The following is a 16,390-nucleotide window of genomic DNA, read 5'->3' as shown; positions in this document are numbered from 1 at the left end:
GCAGGGCCTCCTGCAGCTGCTGGCCGAGGCGGTGATGGGCCGCGCCGGGCTGGTCCAGCACCGCCGAGCGCAAGGCGCCGCGCAGCCAGCCGTCGTCGCCGTCGGCCGAGGGCGGGTCGCGCTCCTGCAGCATCGCCAGGTCCACGCACACCGCGCTGATGGTGCTGTCCGCACCGGTGAACAGCTCGAAAGCCTGGTTGCCGAATGCGGCGATGGCCTGGCCCTGGTCCAGCTTGCGCCCGCAGAACCAGCCGGTGGGCACCTGCTGCGACAGGAAGCCGACCGACACCGAGCCCGGCCGGGATTCCCCGCACTGCAGGACGGCCCGGTTGGTCGACTCCCGGAAGATCTGGACGGGGCCCAGCCGCAGCTCCTCCATCAGGCCTTCGAAGGGACCGTGCGACAACTGCTCGTAGCGCTGCTCCCAGTCGCCCAGTCCGCTGCCGTGCGCCTGTGCATCCGCCGAGCGGACGGCGGAAAAATGGAAGGCCTCGGCATCGTTCATCGTCCCGCGATGCTGGCACCTGGCGCCGCGAGCGGCAATCCGGGCCGCCCCGCGTGTGTCCGGTCTGCAACCGCTTGTGCACCCTCGGGCAGAATCGGACGCCATCCCGCCGCCCGCCCTTGCGCGCCGCAGCCCGACGCCACGACGATGCCCTCCACCTTGCACGCGCCCGCGCGCCCCCCGACCGGCCTGGTGCTGACGGGCGGCGGTGCCCGCGCGGCCTACCAGGTGGGCGTGCTTGAGGCCATTGCCGAGCTGCGCCGGATCCATGCGCCGGAAGAATCGCCCGCAAGCAGCCCCTTCGGCGTCATCACCGGCACCTCAGCCGGCGCCATCAATGCGGCCGCGCTGGCCTGCGGCGCGGACGACTTTGCCACCACCGTGCGCCGCCTGGCCGAGACCTGGCGCAACTTCCACGCCGAGCAGGTCTACCGCGTCGATTCGCTGGCCATGCTCAACAGCGCGGCGCGCTGGCGCCTGCTGCTGGGCATGGGGCAATTGCTGGCCCGGCTGCTGCGCATCAAGCCGCGCTCGCTGCTGGACAACACGCCGCTGGCCGAGCTGCTGCAGCGCACGGTGCCGCTGGAGCGCCTGCCGGGCCTGCTGCGTTCGGGCCAGCTGCAGGCGCTGGCCATCACGGCCTCCAGCTACAGCTCGGGCGAGCATGTGTGCTTCTTCGACAGCGCCATCACCACGCAGACCTGGGTGCGCACCCAGCGGCTGTCGGCGCACGGGCGCATCGGCCATGCGCACCTGCTGGCGTCCTCCGCCATTCCCTTCATCTTTCCCGCGGTGCCGCTGGGCATCCGCGGGCGGACGGAGTATTTCGGCGACGGCTCCATGCGCCAGTCGACACCGCTGGCGCCGGCCATCCACCTGGGGGCGCAGCGCATCCTGGCCATCGGCGCCGGGCGCATGAACGAGCCGCACGACGAAACCCAGCTGCCGCCCAACACCCTCACCGGCCATCCGTCGATGGCGCAGATCGCGGGGCATGTGCTGTCCAGCATCTTCCTGGATTCGCTGGGGGTGGACGTGGAGCGGCTGCGGCGGGTCAACCACACGCTCTCGCTCATTCCGCCCGGAGCGCGGGCCGCCAGCGGCCTGCGGCAACTGGACCTGCTGCTGATCTCGCCCTCGCAGCGCATCGACGCGATCGCCGCCCGCCACGTGGACGCCCTGCCCGGCCCGGTGCAGCGCCTCTTCGTGGGCCTGCAGCCCAACAGCGTGACGCAGCTCAAGGCCGCCGCCTTCGCCAGCTACCTGCTGTTCGAGACGCCGTTCACCGAGGAGCTGATTGCCCTGGGCCGGGCCGACACCCTGGCCAGGCGCAGCGAGGTGTGTGCCTTCTTCGGCTGGCCTCAGGCCGCGTCGGGCGCGGACAGCCGCTTGAGCATGCGCACCGCGTCTTCCACGCCCTCGTAGTAGCCGACGGCCACGCCCGCTTCCTCGAAGCCGCGCTGGCGGTAGAAGGCCATGGCCCCGGGGTTGGTGATGCGCACTTCGAGCCGCAGCAGCTTGCAGCCGGCCACCCGGGCCGTGGCCTCCAGCCAGGCGAGCAGGGCCGAGCCCAGGCCGTGCCGGCGCTGGGCCCCGCGCACGGCCAGCAGGGCCAGGTGCGCCTCTTCCTGCCCGTACTGCATGATGCCGAAGCCCGCCACGCCGATGCCCTGGCGCGCCACGACGACGTTGGTGTCGGCGTCGTGGATGCTGTGCATCACCCGCCGGGTGGTCCAGCGCCAGGCCAGGCCGTACTCGATGGCATCGCGCGACAGCTCGGCAATGGCCAGCGCGTCGGTGGTGCGCGCGAGGTCGATATCGTGGTGGTAGATCACGAGTGGGCCCTGGTTCACGACGACTATAGCCCGCCAACTAAAATACCGCTCCCCCCGCCTGGAGGCCGGGCCGCGCCGTCCGGCGGGGCCGGCGCCTCCTGCCCCTGAAGCCTCCACTCAACCGAAAAGCGCACGCTCGATGACCCAGCGCAAACTGTTCGTCACCACCGCCCTGCCCTACGCCAACGGCAAGTTCCACATCGGCCACGTCATGGAATACATCCAGGCCGACATCTGGGTGCGGTTCCAGCGAATGCAGGGCGCCGAGGTGAACTTCGTCTGCGCCGACGACGCCCACGGCGCGGCCATCACCATTGCCGCCGACAAGGCGGGCGTGACGCCGCAGCAGTTCGTGGCCGACATCGCCGCGGGCCGCAAGCCCTACCTCGACGGCTTTCACATCGCCTTCGACAACTGGCACTCCACCGACGCGCCGGAAAACCACGAGCTGGCTCGCCAGATCTACCTCGACCTGAAGAAGGCGGGGCTGATCGAGACGCGCCCGGTCGAGCAGTTCTACGACCCCGAAAAGGGCATGTTCCTGGCCGACCGCTTCATCAAGGGCGAGTGCCCCAACTGCCATGCCAAGGACCAGTACGGCGACAACTGCGAGGTGTGCGGCGCCGTGTATGCGCCCACCGAGCTGATCAACCCCTACTCGGCCCTCTCGGGCGCCAAGCCCGAGCTGCGCAGCTCCGACCATTTCTTCTTCCGGCTCTCCGACCCGCGCTGCGAGGCCTACCTGAAGGAATGGACCACCGCGCCCGGCCATGTGCAGCCCGAGGTGCAGAACAAGATCCGCGAGTGGCTGCACAAGAAGGAAGACGGCACCGGTGGCCTGGGCGACTGGGACATCAGCCGCGACGCGCCCTACTTCGGCATCGAGATTCCGGACGCGCCGGGCAAGTACTTCTACGTGTGGCTCGACGCGCCCGTGGGCTACCTCGCCTCGCTGAAGAACCTGCTGGACAAGACCTGTGTCGAAGCCGCCGGCGAAGGCATCTCCTACACCGAGTACATGGCCCAGCCCGACCTGGAGCAGGTGCACTTCATCGGCAAGGACATCATCACCTTCCACACGCTGTTCTGGCCGGCCATGCTGCACTTCTCGGGCCGCAAGGCGCCGGACGCCATCTACGTGCACGGCCATCTCACGGTGAACAACGAGAAGATGAGCAAGAGCCGCGGCACCGGCATCGACCCGCTCAAGTACCTGAGCGTGGGCCTGAACCCCGAGCACCTGCGCTACTACCTGGCGGCCAAGCTCAACGGGCGCAACGAGGACATCGACTTCAACCCCGAGGACTTCATCGCCCGCGTCAACTCCGACCTGGTGGGCAAGTTCATCAACATCGCCAGCCGCGCAGCGGGCTTCATCGCCAAGCGCTTCGACGGCAAGCTGGGCACGCCCAGCGCCGACGGCGGCGCGCTGCTGGCCGCCCTGCAGGCCGAGGCGAAGACCATCGCCCAGCTCTACGACAGCCGCGACTTCGCCCGCGCCCTGCGCGACGTGATGCAGCTGGCCGACAAGGTCAACGAGTACGTCGACCATAACAAGCCCTGGGAGCTGGCCAAGAAGCCCGACCAGGTGGAGCGCCTGCAGGATGTGTGCAGCACCTGCATCGAGGCCTTCCGCCTGCTCACCATCTACCTCAAGCCGGTGCTGCCGGCGCTGGCGGTGCAGGTCGAGGCCTTCCTGGGCTGCGATGCGCTCGGCTGGGCCGATGCCGGACGCCTGCTGGGCGCGGGCCACGCCATTGCCGACTACAAGCACCTGATGCAGCGCGTCGACCCCAAGCTGCTCGACCAGCTGCTGGAGCCGCCGGCGCCTGAGCCCGAAGCGAAGCCCGAGGCCGCCGCGCCCGGCGGCGAGCCGCTGGCCGAGACCATCGGCATCGACGACTTCGCCAAGATCGACCTGCGTATCGCCAAGATCCTGGCCTGCGAGAAGGTCGAGGGCTCGACCAAGCTGCTGCGCCTGACGCTGGACGTGGGCGAAGGCAAGACCCGCAACGTGTTCTCCGGCATCGCCAGCGCCTACCAGCCCGAGCAGCTGGTGGGCAAGCTCACGGTGATGGTGGCCAACCTGGCGCCGCGCAAGATGAAGTTCGGCGTGTCCGAAGGCATGGTGCTGGCCGCCAGCCACGCCGACGAGAAGGCGCAGCCGGGCATCCACGTGCTGGAACCCTGGCCGGGCGCCACGCCCGGCATGCGGGTACGCTGAACCCATGACACCTGCGCAGGCCGCTCTTCTTCTTCGCCCGGCGCTGGCGGCTGCCGTGCTGGGTTCGGCGGGCATCGGCCTCACGGGCTGCGCCGTCGTCAGCGTGGCCAGCGCCACCGTGAGCGTTGCCAGCACGGCCGTGAGCGTGGGCGCCAGCGCCGTCGGCCTCGCTGCAGACGCCGCCATCGGCACGGCGCGCATCACCGGCAAGGCAGTGGGCGCGGCGGCCGATGCGGCGCTTCCTTCCTCCTCCTCTTCTTCCTCCGAACCTGCGAGCGAGCCGTGACGGAAGGCATGTCCGAAGACGCGACTTCGCGCCTGACCGAACTGGAGATCAAGGCGAGCTATGCCGAGGACCTGCTCGAGCAGCTGAACATGACGATCTACCGCCAGCAGCAGCAGATCGACAGCCTCATCCAGCAGATCGCCCAGTTGCGCGAGCAGAGCAGCCGTACGGCGCAGGACCCGGCCACCCGCAACCTGCGCGACGAACTACCCCCACATTACTAGATCCCTCCGGTAGGGGTCCTACTGCACCAGCCTGTCGGTCAGTGGTGCCAGGTCCGACAACGGGATCAGATCCGACAAACCATCGCTTTCCAGCGCGCGCCCCGCGCCCTTGTGCGGGCGGACAGGCCGCGTGGCCTCGTGGCCGTTCAGGCCGAGCTCGGCCAGGTGCTCGGGCGTGCCGGGCGGCTTGCGCTTGTGCACGAAGTCGGCACGCAGCTGGTGGTACGGCTGGCCGGGCTCGAAGAAGTTGCGGTGCATCTCGGCCAGTTCCTCGTCGCGGTACTGCTGCAGCGGCTTGGCGGCCTCGTCGCGTGCACGAGCGGTCTTCTTGTGCGTGATGCGGCGGCCCAGCTCGGGTGCGCTCGCCAGTTCGGCTGCCAGGCGCAGCACGGCGTCGCCGAATTCCTCCGACGGCACATGCAGCAGCCGGTCGGCCAGGCCCAGGCGGCAGGCGCGCCGCGCACTCACCGGCAAGGCGTCGACCGCCAGCTGCAGGGCCATGTCCGGCCCCACGCGGCGCGGCAGCGTGTAGGTCCAGTACTCCGAGCCGTGCAGCCCCATGAGCCGGTAGTGCGGGTTGAGCACCACGCCTTCGCGGCACCAGACCTCGTCGCCCGCCAGGGCCAGCATGGCGCCGCCCGCGGCCGCGTTGCCGCCCAGGGCCGAGATCACCCAGCGGTCGGTGGTCTCGAGCACGGCCCGCACCACGTCGTTCATGGCGTGGATGTTCGCCCACGATTCGACCGCGGGATCGGCCGCCGCCTCGATGGCATTGAGATGGATGCCGTTGGAGAAGAAGCCGCGCGAGCCGCCCAGCACCAGCACCCGCGTGGGCCGGGTGCAGGCCCATTGCCAGGCCGCCAGCAGCCGGCGGCACTGCGCCGTGCTCATGGCGCCGCCGGCGTACGAGAACGACAGCATGCCGGCCTCGCCCAGCTCGCGGTAGCGGATCTCGCTCCAGGTGCGGCGGCCCTCGGGCAGCTCCAGCGGCGCCGGCACCTCGGGCAGCTTGGGCATGTGCTCACCCAGCGCTTCGGCCAGCGCATCGACCGCCGCGCGCTTGAAGCCGGGCGCCTCGCCCGGCGCGGCCACCGGGCGCAGCTGCGGGATCCACACCGCGCCGTCGACGGTGGCGCGGCAGATGGCGCCGTCGCGCGTGGCGATCAATTCGCCCGGGGCGCCGCGCAGCTCGTCCTCGAAATGGCCGCCGTGCAGGTACCAGCGCCGGCCCAGCAATTCATCCTGCACGCCGGGCTGCGAATCGGCGGCGCGCAAGCGGCGCAGCACCTGCTCGGTGCTGTCCCGCCGCCAGTCGATGCCCCGCTCGGGCTGGCGCATGAAGCAGCGCCAGCCGGCGGCCAGGTCGGCGGCCTTCTGGCGCTTGGGGGTGTACTTGCCGGTGGCAAAGCGCTTCACCGCCTGCATGACGGCCGCCACGGCGGCATCGGCCACCTCGCCCCGGTACAGCTCGCTCTTGCCCACCTCGGACACGGGGAACGGGCCGCTGGCCCAGACATCGCCGGCGTCCATCTCGGCCACCGCCTCCAGCACGGTCACGCCCCACGCCGGCGCGCCCTGCTGCACCGCCCAGTCCAGCGACGAAGGCCCGCGGTCGCCGGGCGGGCCGGGATGCACGATCAGGCAGGTGTGCGATCGCCAGACGTCTTCCGGGATGGCGGTGGTCAGCATGGGCGCCACGATGAGCTGCGGCGCGTGGCGTGCCACCGCGGCGCGCAGCGCGTCGTCGTCCCCCAAGGCCAATTCGACCCCCACCGTGTAGCCCTGGTCGCTCAGCTCGGCATGGACGCGCTGGGTCAAGCTGTTGAACGCACTGGCAACGAGCAAGATGTGCATCAGGATCCTCCCGGTTTCCGGACTGTTTTTCTGGCGAGGCGTGAATTTGTTATCGCCAGTTAACAATGTATATCTTCGAACCAGAACGCAACGCAATGTCACATGACGTCGTTTGACGCCATTTGAGTAAGAAGGCAGTACGGCCAGAAGGCGTAGACCGACGCCTCCCCGAAAACCGGCGGGCCCCGTCGCCGCCGCCGCGCGATCGGCCTACACTGGCGGCATGCCCGCCCTGCCTGTCTTGACGATGTCGCGCCGACGGCGCTTCATCGCGCGGTTGCTGCATTGCGGGCCTCCGGAGCCGAACCGTTTCCTTTGCGAACCGTTCGACTTCCGGAGACTCACTTGCCCCTGAATTTCACCTTCAGACCGCGCCTGCTCGATGCAGTGCGCGGTTACGACCGTTCACGCTTCTTCAAGGACCTGGGCGCGGGCGCCACGGTGGGCATCGTCGCCCTGCCGCTGGCCATGGCCTTCGCCATCGCCTCGGGGCTGACGCCCGAGGCGGGCATCTGGACGGCCATCATCGCCGGCTTCCTGATCGCCGCCTTGGGCGGCTCGGCCGTGCAGATCGGCGGACCCGCCGGCGCCTTCATCGTCATCGTCTACGGCATCGTGGAGCGCTACGGCGTGGCCAACCTGCTGATCGCCACCGCCTGCGCCGGCGTGGTGCTGTTCCTGCTGGGCCTGTTCCGGCTGGGCACGCTGGTGCGATACGTGCCGGTGTCGATCGTGGTGGGTTTCACCAACGGCATCGCAACGCTGATCCTGCTGTCGCAGCTGCGCGATCTGCTGGGACTGACTGTCGAGAAGATGCCCGCCGACATGTTCTCGCAGATGGCCACGCTGTGGGAGCACCGGGGCAGCTTCAACCCCTACGCCTTCGGCCTGGGCGCCACCTGCGTGGCGGGCCTGTTCATCTGGCCGCTGCTGCTGCACGACAAGTCGCGCTTCGGCTATGCCGTGCACCTCATGTTCGGCCGCGTCACCGAACTGCGGCCGGTGAAGGTGGCCAGCCGCGTGCCGGGCCCCATCGTGGCCCTGGTGAGCCTGACGGCCGTGGCCTGGGCTTTCGAGCTGCCGGTGGAAACCATCGGCACCCGCTTCGGCGGCATTCCGCAAGGCCTGCCGGCCTTTGCCCTGCCGGAGTTCAGCTGGGAAACCGTCAAGCAGCTGGTGTCGCCCACGCTGACCATCGCCATCCTGGGCGCCATCGAATCGCTGCTGTGCGCCCGGGTGGCCGACCAGGTCAGCGGCCTGCCGCGCCACGACCCGAACCAGGAGCTGATGGCCCAGGGGGCGGCCAACCTGGTGGCGCCCTTCTTCGGCGGCATGCCGGCCACCGGCACCATCGCCCGCACGGTGACCAACATCCGGGCGGGCGCCACCTCGCCGGTCGCCGGCATCGTGCATGCGCTCACGCTGATGGCGGTGGTGCTGCTGGCCGCGCCGCTGGCGCGGCTGGTGCCGCTGTCGGTGCTGGCCGGCATCCTGATCTTCGTGGCCTGGAACATGGGCGAGTGGCGCGAATTCGCGCCCTACATGCTGCTTCGCTTCAGCAACCACTACCGCCTGCTGATGCTGGGCACCTTCTTTCTCACGGTGGTGTTCGACCTCACGGTGGCGGTGCAGGCGGGCATCGTGCTGGCCTGCGTGCTGTTCATCCGCCGCATGAACACGCTGTTCCGGGTGGAGCTGGTGTCGCTGGAGCCGCCGGTGCTCACCTATCGCCTCTACGGCGCCTTCTTCTTCGGGGCGGCGAACAAGCTCGACGCCGCCATCCAGGCGGTGGAGCGCGCGCCGCGCGGCATGACGGTGGTGCTGGACGCCATGCACATGATCCAGCTGGACACCACCGGCCTGGATGCGCTGCGCCAGTTGCACAAGGCAGTGCTGGCCCGGGGCGGCACGCTCCGGCTGGACTCGCTGCAGCCGCAGCCGCAGGGCCTGATCGAGCGCTCGGGATTCGCCGCCGAACTGGCGGCGGGCGCCGCAGGGCCCGCGCACCAGTAAAATCGCGGGCAGCCAAAGGTACCCCACCCCATGTTCTCTTTCTTCCGTCGCCCCCACTACAGCTCCGAAATCACCAATTTCATCGAGGAAATGCGGCAAAAGAAGCCCACCCTCGAAGCCGAGCAGCGCGCCGGCCGCGCCCTGCTGTGGGACAAGCACCTCGACCGCGAGTCGCTGGAGGAGTTCAGCGAGGCACGGGTGGCCCAGCAGCCGTACGTCTACCAGACCCAGCCTACCAGCAAGTAAGCGCGTCACCGGTCGATGACCAGCGAGGCGTACAGCACACAGGACGACGACGGCTCGCCCGTCGTCTCGCCCATGCCCGAAGTCGTCGACCAGGTTGCCCTCGCCCGCCTCTACGGCGAGCCGCTGTTCGCGCTGCCGAACGACCTTTACATCCCGCCCGAGGCGCTGCGCGTCTTCCTGGAGGCCTTCGAGGGGCCGCTGGACCTGCTGCTCTACCTCATCCGCAAGCAGAACTTCAACATCCTCGACATCCCCATGGCGGGGCTCACGCGCCAGTACCTGGCCTACGTCGACGAGATCCGCCAGACCAACCTGGAGCTGGCCGCCGAGTACCTGCTGATGGCGGCGATGCTGATCGAGATCAAGTCGCGCATGCTGCTGCCGCCCAAGAAGACGGCCGAGGGCGAAGAGGCGGAAGACCCGCGGGCCGAGCTGGTGCGCCGGCTCATGGAGTACGAGCAGACCAAGATGCAGGCCGCCGCCATCGGCGCCATGCCCACCTTCGGCCGCGATTTCTGGCGGGCCAATGTCTACATCGAGCAGTCGCTGAAGCCGCGCTTTCCCGATGTGAACGTGGTCGACCTGCGCGACGCCTGGGCCGACATCCTCAAGCGGGCCAAGCTGGTGCAGCACCACAAGATCTCGCGGGAAGAACTCAGCGTGCGCGAGCACATGAGCATCGTGCTGCGCCACCTGCAGGGGCGCCGCTTCGTCGAATTCGAGAACCTGTTCGACGTGAGCCGTGGCGTGCCGGTAATGGTGGTCACCTTCATCGCCATGCTCGAACTGGCCAAGGAAACCCTGGTCGAGATCACGCAGGCCGAGGCCTTCGCCCCGATCTACGTGCGTTTGGCCTACTCGCCCGCCTGAACCCGCGCGCCCGCCAAGGGCCTCAGTTCGTTGCGAAGCAATAGAGAAGGCCGGCGCTGCCGCTCATCTTCAGTTGGTCGACGCTGCAGCCGCGGGTGCCGTGCGAGGCGTTCCACGAAGCGTTGGCCACCGGATCGGGGTTGGTGCCCTTGCGGTCATGGTGGCCGACGATGGCCGAGCCGCCGTCGGACTTCGTCCAGTTGCCGCAGGTGGTGTCCTTGCCCGCTTCGGGCACGGCCACCGTGCCGTCGGGACGCGAGCCGGTGAGGATGTCGTGCCGGTTGACCGGATCACCGAAGCCGCTGACCGGCTCGCCCTTTTCGGTGAGCGAGGTGTCCTTGCCCAGCTTGGCGTTGGGGCTGTGCAGGTCGGCCACGCTGCTGGCCACCATCACGCCCTTGGCGTTGTACCAGGGGCCATTGCCGATGCGGTCGCGCGCATTGACCGCCGGTGCGCTGCCGCTGGCCGTGGTGCTTAGGTAGGCACGCCAGGTGCGGCCGCCGCCGCCCGCCGACGCCGCCAGTGCCTGGCACCAGGCGTCGGCGCCGGTCAGCCCGCCCAGGTCGCCGCCCTTGCCCGGGCCGTTGCTGGTGATGAAGAAGCCCATGGGTTTGGACCCCATGCCGGTGGCGCAGGCGGCCAGCAGCCCCGCAGCGCACAGCGCAGCTGCAGCGAGTCGAATCGGCTTGGCGTGACGGATCATGGGCAGTCCCCCGGGATTTGGAGTTGAAGGAGCCGCCACGCTAGCGCAAGCCCCCGCCGCCATCAAGGCGGGATTCACTGCTGGCGCAATCAGCCGAGTTCGGCCGTGGGCTCGCGCCCCATCAGGGCTGCCACCACGTCGGCCGGCCGGGCGCCGCCATCCAGCAGGGCCACGACGCCGCTGGCAATGGGCATCTCGACGCCCAGTTGCGCGGCGCGCTGCACGACGGTGCGGGCGCAGTACACGCCTTCTGCCACGTGGCCGAGGGATTGCACCGCCTCGGCCAGGCTCATGCCCTGGGCCAGGAGCAGGCCCACCTTGCGGTTGCGCGACAGGTCGCCGGTGGCGGTGAGCACCAGGTCGCCCAGGCCCGACAGGCCCATGAAGGTGTCGGCCCGCGCACCGAGCGCGCAGCCCAGGCGCGTCATCTCGGCCAGGCCGCGAGTGATGAGCGCGGCCCGCGCATTCAGGCCCAGCGCCAGCCCGTCGGCCAGGCCGGTGGCGATGGCCAGCACGTTCTTCACCGCGCCGCCCACTTCGACGCCGACGATGTCGTCATTGGCATACACGCGCAGCGACGGGCCATGGAAGGCTTCGACCAGCGCCTGGCGCACGTCGGCATGGGTGCTGGCCGCCACCAGGGCGGTCGGCTGGCCCCGCGCCACTTCCAGGGCGAAGCTGGGGCCGCTGAGCACGCCGGCCGGAAGGTCGGGCGCGACCTGGGCCTGGATCTCGTGCGCCAGCAGGCCGGTGTCCTGGCCGCTGCCCTGCGCCGGTTCCACGCCCTTGCAGAGCCAGGCCACGGGTACGCGCAGCCCGCGCAAGGCCTGCAACTGCTCGCGCAGCGCCGCCATGGGCGTGGCGACGATCACCAGTTTTGCCGCGCGGGCCGCATCAAAGGCGGTTCCGCCAACGATTCGCAAGGACGGCGGGAAGGCGACGCCCGGCAGGTAGCGGCGGTTCTCCCGCTCGGCCTGCATGGCGGCCAGCTGCGCCGCGTCGCGCGCCCACAGGCTGACCTCATGGCGGCCGGTGGCATTGATGGCCAGCGCCGTTCCCCAGGCACCGGCGCCAAGCACGCAGATCTTCATCTTCGAGGCACGCCGCGCCTCAGCGCGGCATGTTGCCGTTTACTGGGCCGGAGTGCCGGCGGCCTGCGCCTGCTGCTGCTCGAACATGGCCTGGAAGTTGATCTCGGCCAGGTGCACGGGCGGGAAGCCGGCGCGCTGGATCGTGTCCGCCACGTTGCCGCGCAGGTAGGGGTAGACGATCTGCGGGCAGGCAATGCCCAGGATGGGCGACATCTGGTCCTGCGGCAGGTTGCGGATCTCGAAGATGCCGGCCTGCTTGGCTTCGACCAGGAACACCGTCTTGTCGTTGATCTTGGTCTGCACGGTAGCCGACACGGTCACCTCGAAGATGCCGTCGTTGACCGGCTGCGCGTCCACGCCCAGCTGGATGTCGACGGTGGGTGCTTCCTGCTCGAGCAGGATGGCCGGCGAATTGGGCTGCTCCAGCGACAGGTCCTTCAGGTAGACGCGTTGGATCTGGAAAACGGGATCTTGGTTGTCGGCCATGGTGTTCTTTCGGGTATCAAGACAAGGCCCGCCGGGAAGCAATTCCCGTCGCGGGCCAGAGGTGAATCGGTGATTATGACCGGTGGGCGCGACACGCCCGCAGGAGGTTCAGGCGGCCTTGAGCAGCGGCTCGAGGCCGCCGCGGCTGTCCAGCGCCATCAGGTCGTCGCAGCCGCCCACGTGGGTGTCGCCGATGAAGATCTGCGGCACCGTGCGGCGCTGGGTGATCTGCATCATGGTGGCGCGGGCGTCGGGGTCGGCGTCCACGCGGATTTCCTCGATCTGATCCACGCCCTTGGACTTGAGGATCTGCTTGGCGCGGATGCAGTAGGGGCAAACCGCGGTGGTGTACATCTTGACGGGCTTCATCTTGGGTATCTGGCGCGAGCCTCAGGCTTTTTCAAGCGGCAGGTTAGCGTCTTTCCAGGACTTGAGTCCGCCCGCCAGGGCTTGGGCCTGCTCGTAGCCGAGCTTCTTGGCCACGGCCACGGCGCGCTGGGCGCGCGCGCCGCTGGCGCACACGATGAGCAGCGGCAGCGACTTGTTCTTCACGGTGCCGGCCAGCTTGGCCTCGAGCTGGTCGAGCGGCACGTTGCGCGCGCCGCTCACGTGGCCGGCGGCAAATTCCTCGGGGGGGCGGATGTCCACCACCACCGCACGCTGGCGGTTGATGAGCTGCACGGCGCCCTCGGCGCTCAGCGCGCCCTGGCCGGCCTTCTGCAGCATGGGGACGAACAGCATGGCGCCGGAGCTGATTGCAACCAGGAACAGCACCCAGTTGGCAATGACGAAGTCGAAGAAGAATTTCACGGGAGTCCTTGGATGACGAACCCCGGATTTTAGAATGTCGGGTTTTGCGGATCTGCCGATGGCAGTCCCTCCCAGTCGAAAAAGGGCCCCTACACATGTACAAGCTGGTGCTGATTCGCCATGGCGAATCGACCTGGAACCTCGAAAACCGCTTCACCGGTTGGACCGACGTCGACCTCACCCCCACCGGCATCGAGCAGGCCAAGCAGGCCGGCCGGCTGCTCAAGGCCGAGGGCTACGACTTCGACATCGCCTACACCAGCGTGCTCAAGCGCGCCACGCGCACCCTGTGGCACACGCTGGACGAGCTCGACCGCACCTGGCTGCCCGTGGTGCATTCCTGGCGCCTGAACGAACGCCATTACGGCGCCCTGCAGGGCCTGAACAAGGCCGACATGGCCAAGCAGTACGGCGACGAGCAGGTGCTGATCTGGCGCCGCAGCTACGACACGCCGCCCCCGCCGCTGGAGCCGAACGACCCGCGCAGCGAGCGGGCCGACGTGCGCTACGCCAAGCTCTCGCCCGAGCAGATTCCGCTCACCGAGTGCCTCAAGGACACGGTGGCGCGCGTGCTGCCCTTCTGGAACGAATCCATGGCGCCGGCCATCCGCGCCGGCCGCCGGCTGGTGGTGGCCGCCCACGGCAACTCCATCCGCGCCCTGGTGAAATACCTCGATGGCATTTCCGACGCCGACATCGTGGGCCTGAACATCCCCAACGGCATTCCGCTGGTCTACGAACTCGATGGCGATCTCAAGCCGCTGCGCCACTACTACCTGGGCGATGCCGAGGCCGCCGCCAAGGCCGCGGCGGCCGTCGCCAACCAGGGAAAGGCCTAGCGCCCCGCACAGGCTTGGAACTGTTGTGGATGCTTCGCTTCCAAGCTGTGTATATTGACCCGGTTCGCTGACAGGACACCAGGACTCCCCCATGGGCCAGAAACTCAAGATTACAGGCTGGGTCGCCGCCGGCGCCGTGGCCGGCGCGCTGACCACCGTCTCGCTGCAAACCGTTGCCCGCGGCTCGCTGGCCCCGCTTCCGCTCGAAGAGCTGCAACAGCTCGCCGCCGTGTTCGGCATGGTCAAGAGCGACTACGTGGAGCCGGTGGACGAGAAGAAGCTCATCTCCGACGCCATCTCCGGCATGGTGGCCGGGCTCGACCCCCATTCCCAGTACTTCGACAAGAAGTCCTTCAAGGAATTCAAGGAAGGCACCACTGGCCGCTTCGTCGGCGTGGGCATCGAGATCTCGCAGGAAGACGGCCTGGTCAAGATCGTCTCGCCCATCGAGGGCTCGCCCGCGTTCCGCGCGGGCCTCAAGCCCAACGACATGATCACCAAGATCGACGACACGGCCGTGCGCGGCCTGACGTTGAACGAGGCCGTCAAGCGCATGCGCGGCGAAGCCAACACCAAGGTACAGCTGACCATCTTCCGCAAGGACGAGAACCGCACCTTCCCGGTGACCATCACCCGGGAGGAAATCCGCACGCAGTCGGTGCGCGGCAAGATGCTGGAACCCGGCTACGGCTGGATCCGCCTGTCGCAGTTCCAGGAACGCACGGTCGACGACTTCGTCAAGAAGGTCGAGGAACTGTACAAGGCCGACCCCAACCTCAAGGGCCTCGTGCTCGACCTGCGCAACGACCCGGGCGGTTTGCTCGACGCGGCCGTGGCCATCTCGGCCGCCTTCCTGCCCGAGAACGTCACGGTGGTGTCCACCGACGGCCAGCTGCCCGAGAGCAAGTCGGTCTACAAGGCAGCGCCCGAGTACTACCAGCGCCGCTCCGGCAGCGACCCGCTGCGCGGCCTGCCGGCGGCGCTCAAGTCGGTGCCCCTGGTGGTGCTGGTCAACGAAGGCTCGGCATCGGCCAGCGAGATCGTGGCCGGCGCCTTGCAGGACCACAAGCGCGCCACGGTCATGGGCAGCCAGACCTTCGGCAAGGGCTCGGTGCAGACCGTGCGCCCGCTCGGCCCCGACACCGGCCTGAAGATCACCACGGCGCGTTACTACACGCCCAGCGGTGCGTCCATCCAGGCGCGCGGCATCGTGCCCAACGTGCTGGTCGACGAAACCGCCGAGGGCAGCCCCTATGCCATCCTGCGCATGCGCGAGGCCGACCTCGACAAGCACCTGACCAGCGGCCAGGGCCCCGAGGACAAGAGCGCGGACCGCGAAAAGGCCCGCGAGGAAGCGCGCAAGCGGCTGGAAGCCGAAGCTCTGAAGTCGCCCCAGGACCGCAAGGCGCCCGATTTCGGCTCCGACAAGGACTTCCCGCTGATGCAGGCCCTGGCGCAGCTCAAGGGCCAGCCGGTCCTGGTGAGCAAGACCCAGGTCGAGCGCAAGGAAGAGAAGAAAGAGAACTAGCCCCCTCAAGGGGCCAACACCTGCGGCCTGGCAACGCCAGCCCGCGGTGTTTCCCTAACGGGCTTCGCCCGCTCGCCGCTTTGCAGCTGCCAAGCCATGGAAGACGACGACCTGCTGCGCTATTCGCGCCACATCCTGCTGGAGGAGTTCGGCATCGACGGCCAGGCCCGCGTATCGGCGGGCCATGCGCTCGTGATCGGCGCAGGCGGGCTGGGCTCGCCAGTGGCGATGTACCTGGCCGGTGCCGGGGTCGGGCACATCACGCTGGTGGACGACGACGAGGTCGACCTGACCAACCTCCAGCGCCAGATCGCCCACACGGCCGCTCGCGTCGGCCAGGCCAAGGTCCGGTCGGCGGCGACTGCCATGGGCGACCTCAACCCCACCATCCGGGTCGAGACCCACGTGCGCCGGGCCGACGCGCCCCTGCTCGAAGAGCTGGTGCCGCAGGCCCAGGTGGTCATCGACTGCTCCGACAACTTCGCGACCCGCCAGCTGGTGAACCAGGCCTGCGTGCGTCACGGGCGGCCGCTGGTGGCCGGCGCCGCCATCCGGTTCGACGGCCAGCTCAGCGTGTACGACACGCGCGACGAAGCCTCCCCCTGCTACGCCTGCGTCTTTCCGGCCGACGCGCATTTCGAGGAAACGCGCTGTGCCGTGCTGGGGGTGTTCGCGCCGGTGGTGGGCACCATCGGCGTGCTGCAGGCCGGTGAAGCGCTGAAGCTGCTGGCCGGCATCGGCGAGCCGCTGGCCGGGCGCCTGCTGATGTTCGACGGCCGCACGGCCAGCTTCGACACCCTGCGCGTCGCCCGCGATCCGGGCTGCCCGGTCTGCGGAAACCGCCACCACGGCAACGCCCACAGCTGAAATCCCCAT

General features: G+C 69.0%; 17 protein-coding genes and 1 pseudogene. 10 read left to right on the top strand and 8 right to left on the bottom strand.

All coding sequences use genetic code 11. From position 1 onward, the window contains the following. A pseudogene (locus tag VSO01S_RS05045) lies at nucleotides 1-505 on the bottom strand (hypothetical protein); the annotation flags it as partial. A 147-nt stretch (nucleotides 506-652) separates the two neighbouring features. On the opposite strand from VSO01S_RS05045, the gene VSO01S_RS05040 reads away from it, so the two are divergent. Continuing rightward, a complete protein-coding gene (locus VSO01S_RS05040) occupies nucleotides 653-1,930 on the top strand; it encodes a patatin-like phospholipase family protein (protein ID WP_068640699.1) in 1,278 nt (425 codons plus the stop codon). Here the strand turns inward: VSO01S_RS05040 and VSO01S_RS05035 are convergent. Beyond that, a complete protein-coding gene (locus tag VSO01S_RS05035; protein WP_153305135.1) occupies nucleotides 1,867-2,340 on the bottom strand; it encodes a GNAT family N-acetyltransferase in 474 nt (157 codons plus the stop codon). The genes VSO01S_RS05040 and VSO01S_RS05035 overlap by 64 nt on opposite strands. Before the next feature lie 139 nt (nucleotides 2,341-2,479). On the opposite strand from VSO01S_RS05035, the gene metG reads away from it, so the two are divergent. From metG to VSO01S_RS05020, 3 genes are read left to right on the top strand one after another with little or no spacing between them, the layout of a single operon-like run. After that, nucleotides 2,480-4,564: a methionine--tRNA ligase gene (gene metG, locus VSO01S_RS05030; protein ID WP_068640697.1), complete on the top strand. Its 2,085-nt coding sequence runs from the start codon at nucleotides 2,480-2,482 to the stop codon at nucleotides 4,562-4,564. 4 nt (nucleotides 4,565-4,568) lie between these two features. Then, nucleotides 4,569-4,850 carry a hypothetical protein gene (locus VSO01S_RS05025; protein WP_068640696.1) on the top strand — a complete coding sequence of 94 codons (282 nt, stop codon included), beginning with the start codon at nucleotides 4,569-4,571 and terminating at the stop codon, nucleotides 4,848-4,850. A gap of 8 nt (nucleotides 4,851-4,858) precedes the next feature. Continuing rightward, nucleotides 4,859-5,074, top strand: a complete 216-nt coding sequence (locus VSO01S_RS05020; RefSeq protein ID WP_068640711.1) for a SlyX family protein — start codon at nucleotides 4,859-4,861, stop codon at nucleotides 5,072-5,074. 18 nt (nucleotides 5,075-5,092) lie between these two features. Here VSO01S_RS05020 and VSO01S_RS05015 read toward each other — a convergent pair whose 3' ends face one another. Beyond that, nucleotides 5,093-6,928 (bottom strand): hydrogenase maturation protein, encoded by a 1,836-nt coding sequence (locus tag VSO01S_RS05015; protein ID WP_084241691.1) that lies wholly within the window; start codon nucleotides 6,926-6,928, stop codon nucleotides 5,093-5,095. A gap of 345 nt (nucleotides 6,929-7,273) precedes the next feature. On the opposite strand from VSO01S_RS05015, the gene VSO01S_RS05010 reads away from it, so the two are divergent. The 3 genes from VSO01S_RS05010 to VSO01S_RS05000 are packed head-to-tail and all read left to right on the top strand — an operon-like array spanning nucleotide 7,274 to nucleotide 10,057. Beyond that, on the top strand, nucleotides 7,274-8,941 hold the full coding sequence (locus VSO01S_RS05010) for a SulP family inorganic anion transporter (RefSeq protein ID WP_068640695.1): 1,668 nt from the start codon (nucleotides 7,274-7,276) through the stop codon (nucleotides 8,939-8,941). A 30-nt stretch (nucleotides 8,942-8,971) separates the two neighbouring features. Further along, nucleotides 8,972-9,187, top strand: coding sequence for a DUF3460 family protein (locus tag VSO01S_RS05005; protein WP_068640694.1), 216 nt, complete (start codon nucleotides 8,972-8,974; stop codon nucleotides 9,185-9,187). 15 nt (nucleotides 9,188-9,202) lie between these two features. Further along, nucleotides 9,203-10,057, top strand: coding sequence for a segregation and condensation protein A (locus tag VSO01S_RS05000; protein WP_068640693.1), 855 nt, complete (start codon nucleotides 9,203-9,205; stop codon nucleotides 10,055-10,057). A gap of 22 nt (nucleotides 10,058-10,079) precedes the next feature. On the opposite strand, the gene VSO01S_RS04995 is transcribed toward VSO01S_RS05000, so the two are convergent. From VSO01S_RS04995 to VSO01S_RS04975, 5 genes are all read right to left on the bottom strand, one after another. Next, on the bottom strand, nucleotides 10,080-10,760 hold the full coding sequence (locus VSO01S_RS04995; protein WP_068640692.1) for a hypothetical protein: 681 nt from the start codon (nucleotides 10,758-10,760) through the stop codon (nucleotides 10,080-10,082). A gap of 89 nt (nucleotides 10,761-10,849) precedes the next feature. After that, nucleotides 10,850-11,851, bottom strand: a complete 1,002-nt coding sequence (locus tag VSO01S_RS04990; RefSeq protein WP_068640691.1) for an NAD(P)H-dependent glycerol-3-phosphate dehydrogenase — start codon at nucleotides 11,849-11,851, stop codon at nucleotides 10,850-10,852. Nucleotides 11,852-11,890: 39 nt separating this feature from the next. Then, the gene (gene secB, locus VSO01S_RS04985; RefSeq protein ID WP_068640690.1) at nucleotides 11,891-12,337 is read right to left on the bottom strand and encodes a protein-export chaperone SecB; all 447 of its coding nucleotides are present in this window, start codon (nucleotides 12,335-12,337) and stop codon (nucleotides 11,891-11,893) included. Nucleotides 12,338-12,445: 108 nt separating this feature from the next. Further along, a complete protein-coding gene (gene grxC, locus VSO01S_RS04980; RefSeq protein ID WP_068640689.1) occupies nucleotides 12,446-12,706 on the bottom strand; it encodes a glutaredoxin 3 in 261 nt (86 codons plus the stop codon). 21 nt (nucleotides 12,707-12,727) lie between these two features. Then, nucleotides 12,728-13,078, bottom strand: coding sequence for a rhodanese-like domain-containing protein (locus tag VSO01S_RS04975; protein WP_068640710.1), 351 nt, complete (start codon nucleotides 13,076-13,078; stop codon nucleotides 12,728-12,730). A 164-nt stretch (nucleotides 13,079-13,242) separates the two neighbouring features. Between VSO01S_RS04975 and gpmA the strand changes: the two genes are divergently transcribed. From gpmA to VSO01S_RS04960, 3 genes are all read left to right on the top strand, one after another. Then, nucleotides 13,243-13,986, top strand: coding sequence for a 2,3-diphosphoglycerate-dependent phosphoglycerate mutase (gene gpmA, locus VSO01S_RS04970; RefSeq protein WP_068640688.1), 744 nt, complete (start codon nucleotides 13,243-13,245; stop codon nucleotides 13,984-13,986). Between the two features lie 91 nt (nucleotides 13,987-14,077). Next, nucleotides 14,078-15,514 (top strand): S41 family peptidase, encoded by a 1,437-nt coding sequence (locus VSO01S_RS04965; RefSeq protein ID WP_068640687.1) that lies wholly within the window; start codon nucleotides 14,078-14,080, stop codon nucleotides 15,512-15,514. Between the two features lie 96 nt (nucleotides 15,515-15,610). Then, nucleotides 15,611-16,381: a HesA/MoeB/ThiF family protein gene (locus VSO01S_RS04960; RefSeq protein ID WP_068640686.1), complete on the top strand. Its 771-nt coding sequence runs from the start codon at nucleotides 15,611-15,613 to the stop codon at nucleotides 16,379-16,381. Nucleotides 16,382-16,390: the final 9 nt, after the last annotated feature.

Origin of the sequence: Variovorax soli NBRC 106424 (assembly GCF_001591385.1) — a bacterium.
Taxonomy (GTDB): domain Bacteria; phylum Pseudomonadota; class Gammaproteobacteria; order Burkholderiales; family Burkholderiaceae_C; genus Variovorax; species Variovorax soli.
This window is presented reverse-complemented; position numbering and strand designations above follow the sequence as displayed.

Excerpts from the sequence above, each read along its gene's own strand:
- VSO01S_RS05040 (WP_068640699.1), top strand. The coding sequence starts at position 653 with ATGCCCTCCACCTTGCACGCGCCCGCGCGCCCCCCGACCGGCCTGGTG.
- metG (WP_068640697.1), top strand. The coding sequence starts at position 2,480 with ATGACCCAGCGCAAACTGTTCGTCACCACCGCCCTGCCCTACGCCAAC.
- VSO01S_RS05025 (WP_068640696.1), top strand. The coding sequence starts at position 4,569 with ATGACACCTGCGCAGGCCGCTCTTCTTCTTCGCCCGGCGCTGGCGGCT.
- VSO01S_RS05020 (WP_068640711.1), top strand. The coding sequence starts at position 4,859 with ATGTCCGAAGACGCGACTTCGCGCCTGACCGAACTGGAGATCAAGGCG.
- VSO01S_RS05015 (WP_084241691.1), bottom strand. The coding sequence starts at position 6,928 with ATGCACATCTTGCTCGTTGCCAGTGCGTTCAACAGCTTGACCCAGCGC.
- VSO01S_RS05005 (WP_068640694.1), top strand. The coding sequence starts at position 8,972 with ATGTTCTCTTTCTTCCGTCGCCCCCACTACAGCTCCGAAATCACCAAT.
- VSO01S_RS05000 (WP_068640693.1), top strand. The coding sequence starts at position 9,203 with ATGACCAGCGAGGCGTACAGCACACAGGACGACGACGGCTCGCCCGTC.
- VSO01S_RS04995 (WP_068640692.1), bottom strand. The coding sequence starts at position 10,760 with ATGATCCGTCACGCCAAGCCGATTCGACTCGCTGCAGCTGCGCTGTGC.
- VSO01S_RS04990 (WP_068640691.1), bottom strand. The coding sequence starts at position 11,851 with ATGAAGATCTGCGTGCTTGGCGCCGGTGCCTGGGGAACGGCGCTGGCC.
- secB (WP_068640690.1), bottom strand. The coding sequence starts at position 12,337 with ATGGCCGACAACCAAGATCCCGTTTTCCAGATCCAACGCGTCTACCTG.
- grxC (WP_068640689.1), bottom strand. The coding sequence starts at position 12,706 with ATGAAGCCCGTCAAGATGTACACCACCGCGGTTTGCCCCTACTGCATC.
- VSO01S_RS04975 (WP_068640710.1), bottom strand. The coding sequence starts at position 13,078 with ATGCTGTTCGTCCCCATGCTGCAGAAGGCCGGCCAGGGCGCGCTGAGC.
- gpmA (WP_068640688.1), top strand. The coding sequence starts at position 13,243 with ATGTACAAGCTGGTGCTGATTCGCCATGGCGAATCGACCTGGAACCTC.
- VSO01S_RS04965 (WP_068640687.1), top strand. The coding sequence starts at position 14,078 with ATGGGCCAGAAACTCAAGATTACAGGCTGGGTCGCCGCCGGCGCCGTG.
- VSO01S_RS04960 (WP_068640686.1), top strand. The coding sequence starts at position 15,611 with ATGGAAGACGACGACCTGCTGCGCTATTCGCGCCACATCCTGCTGGAG.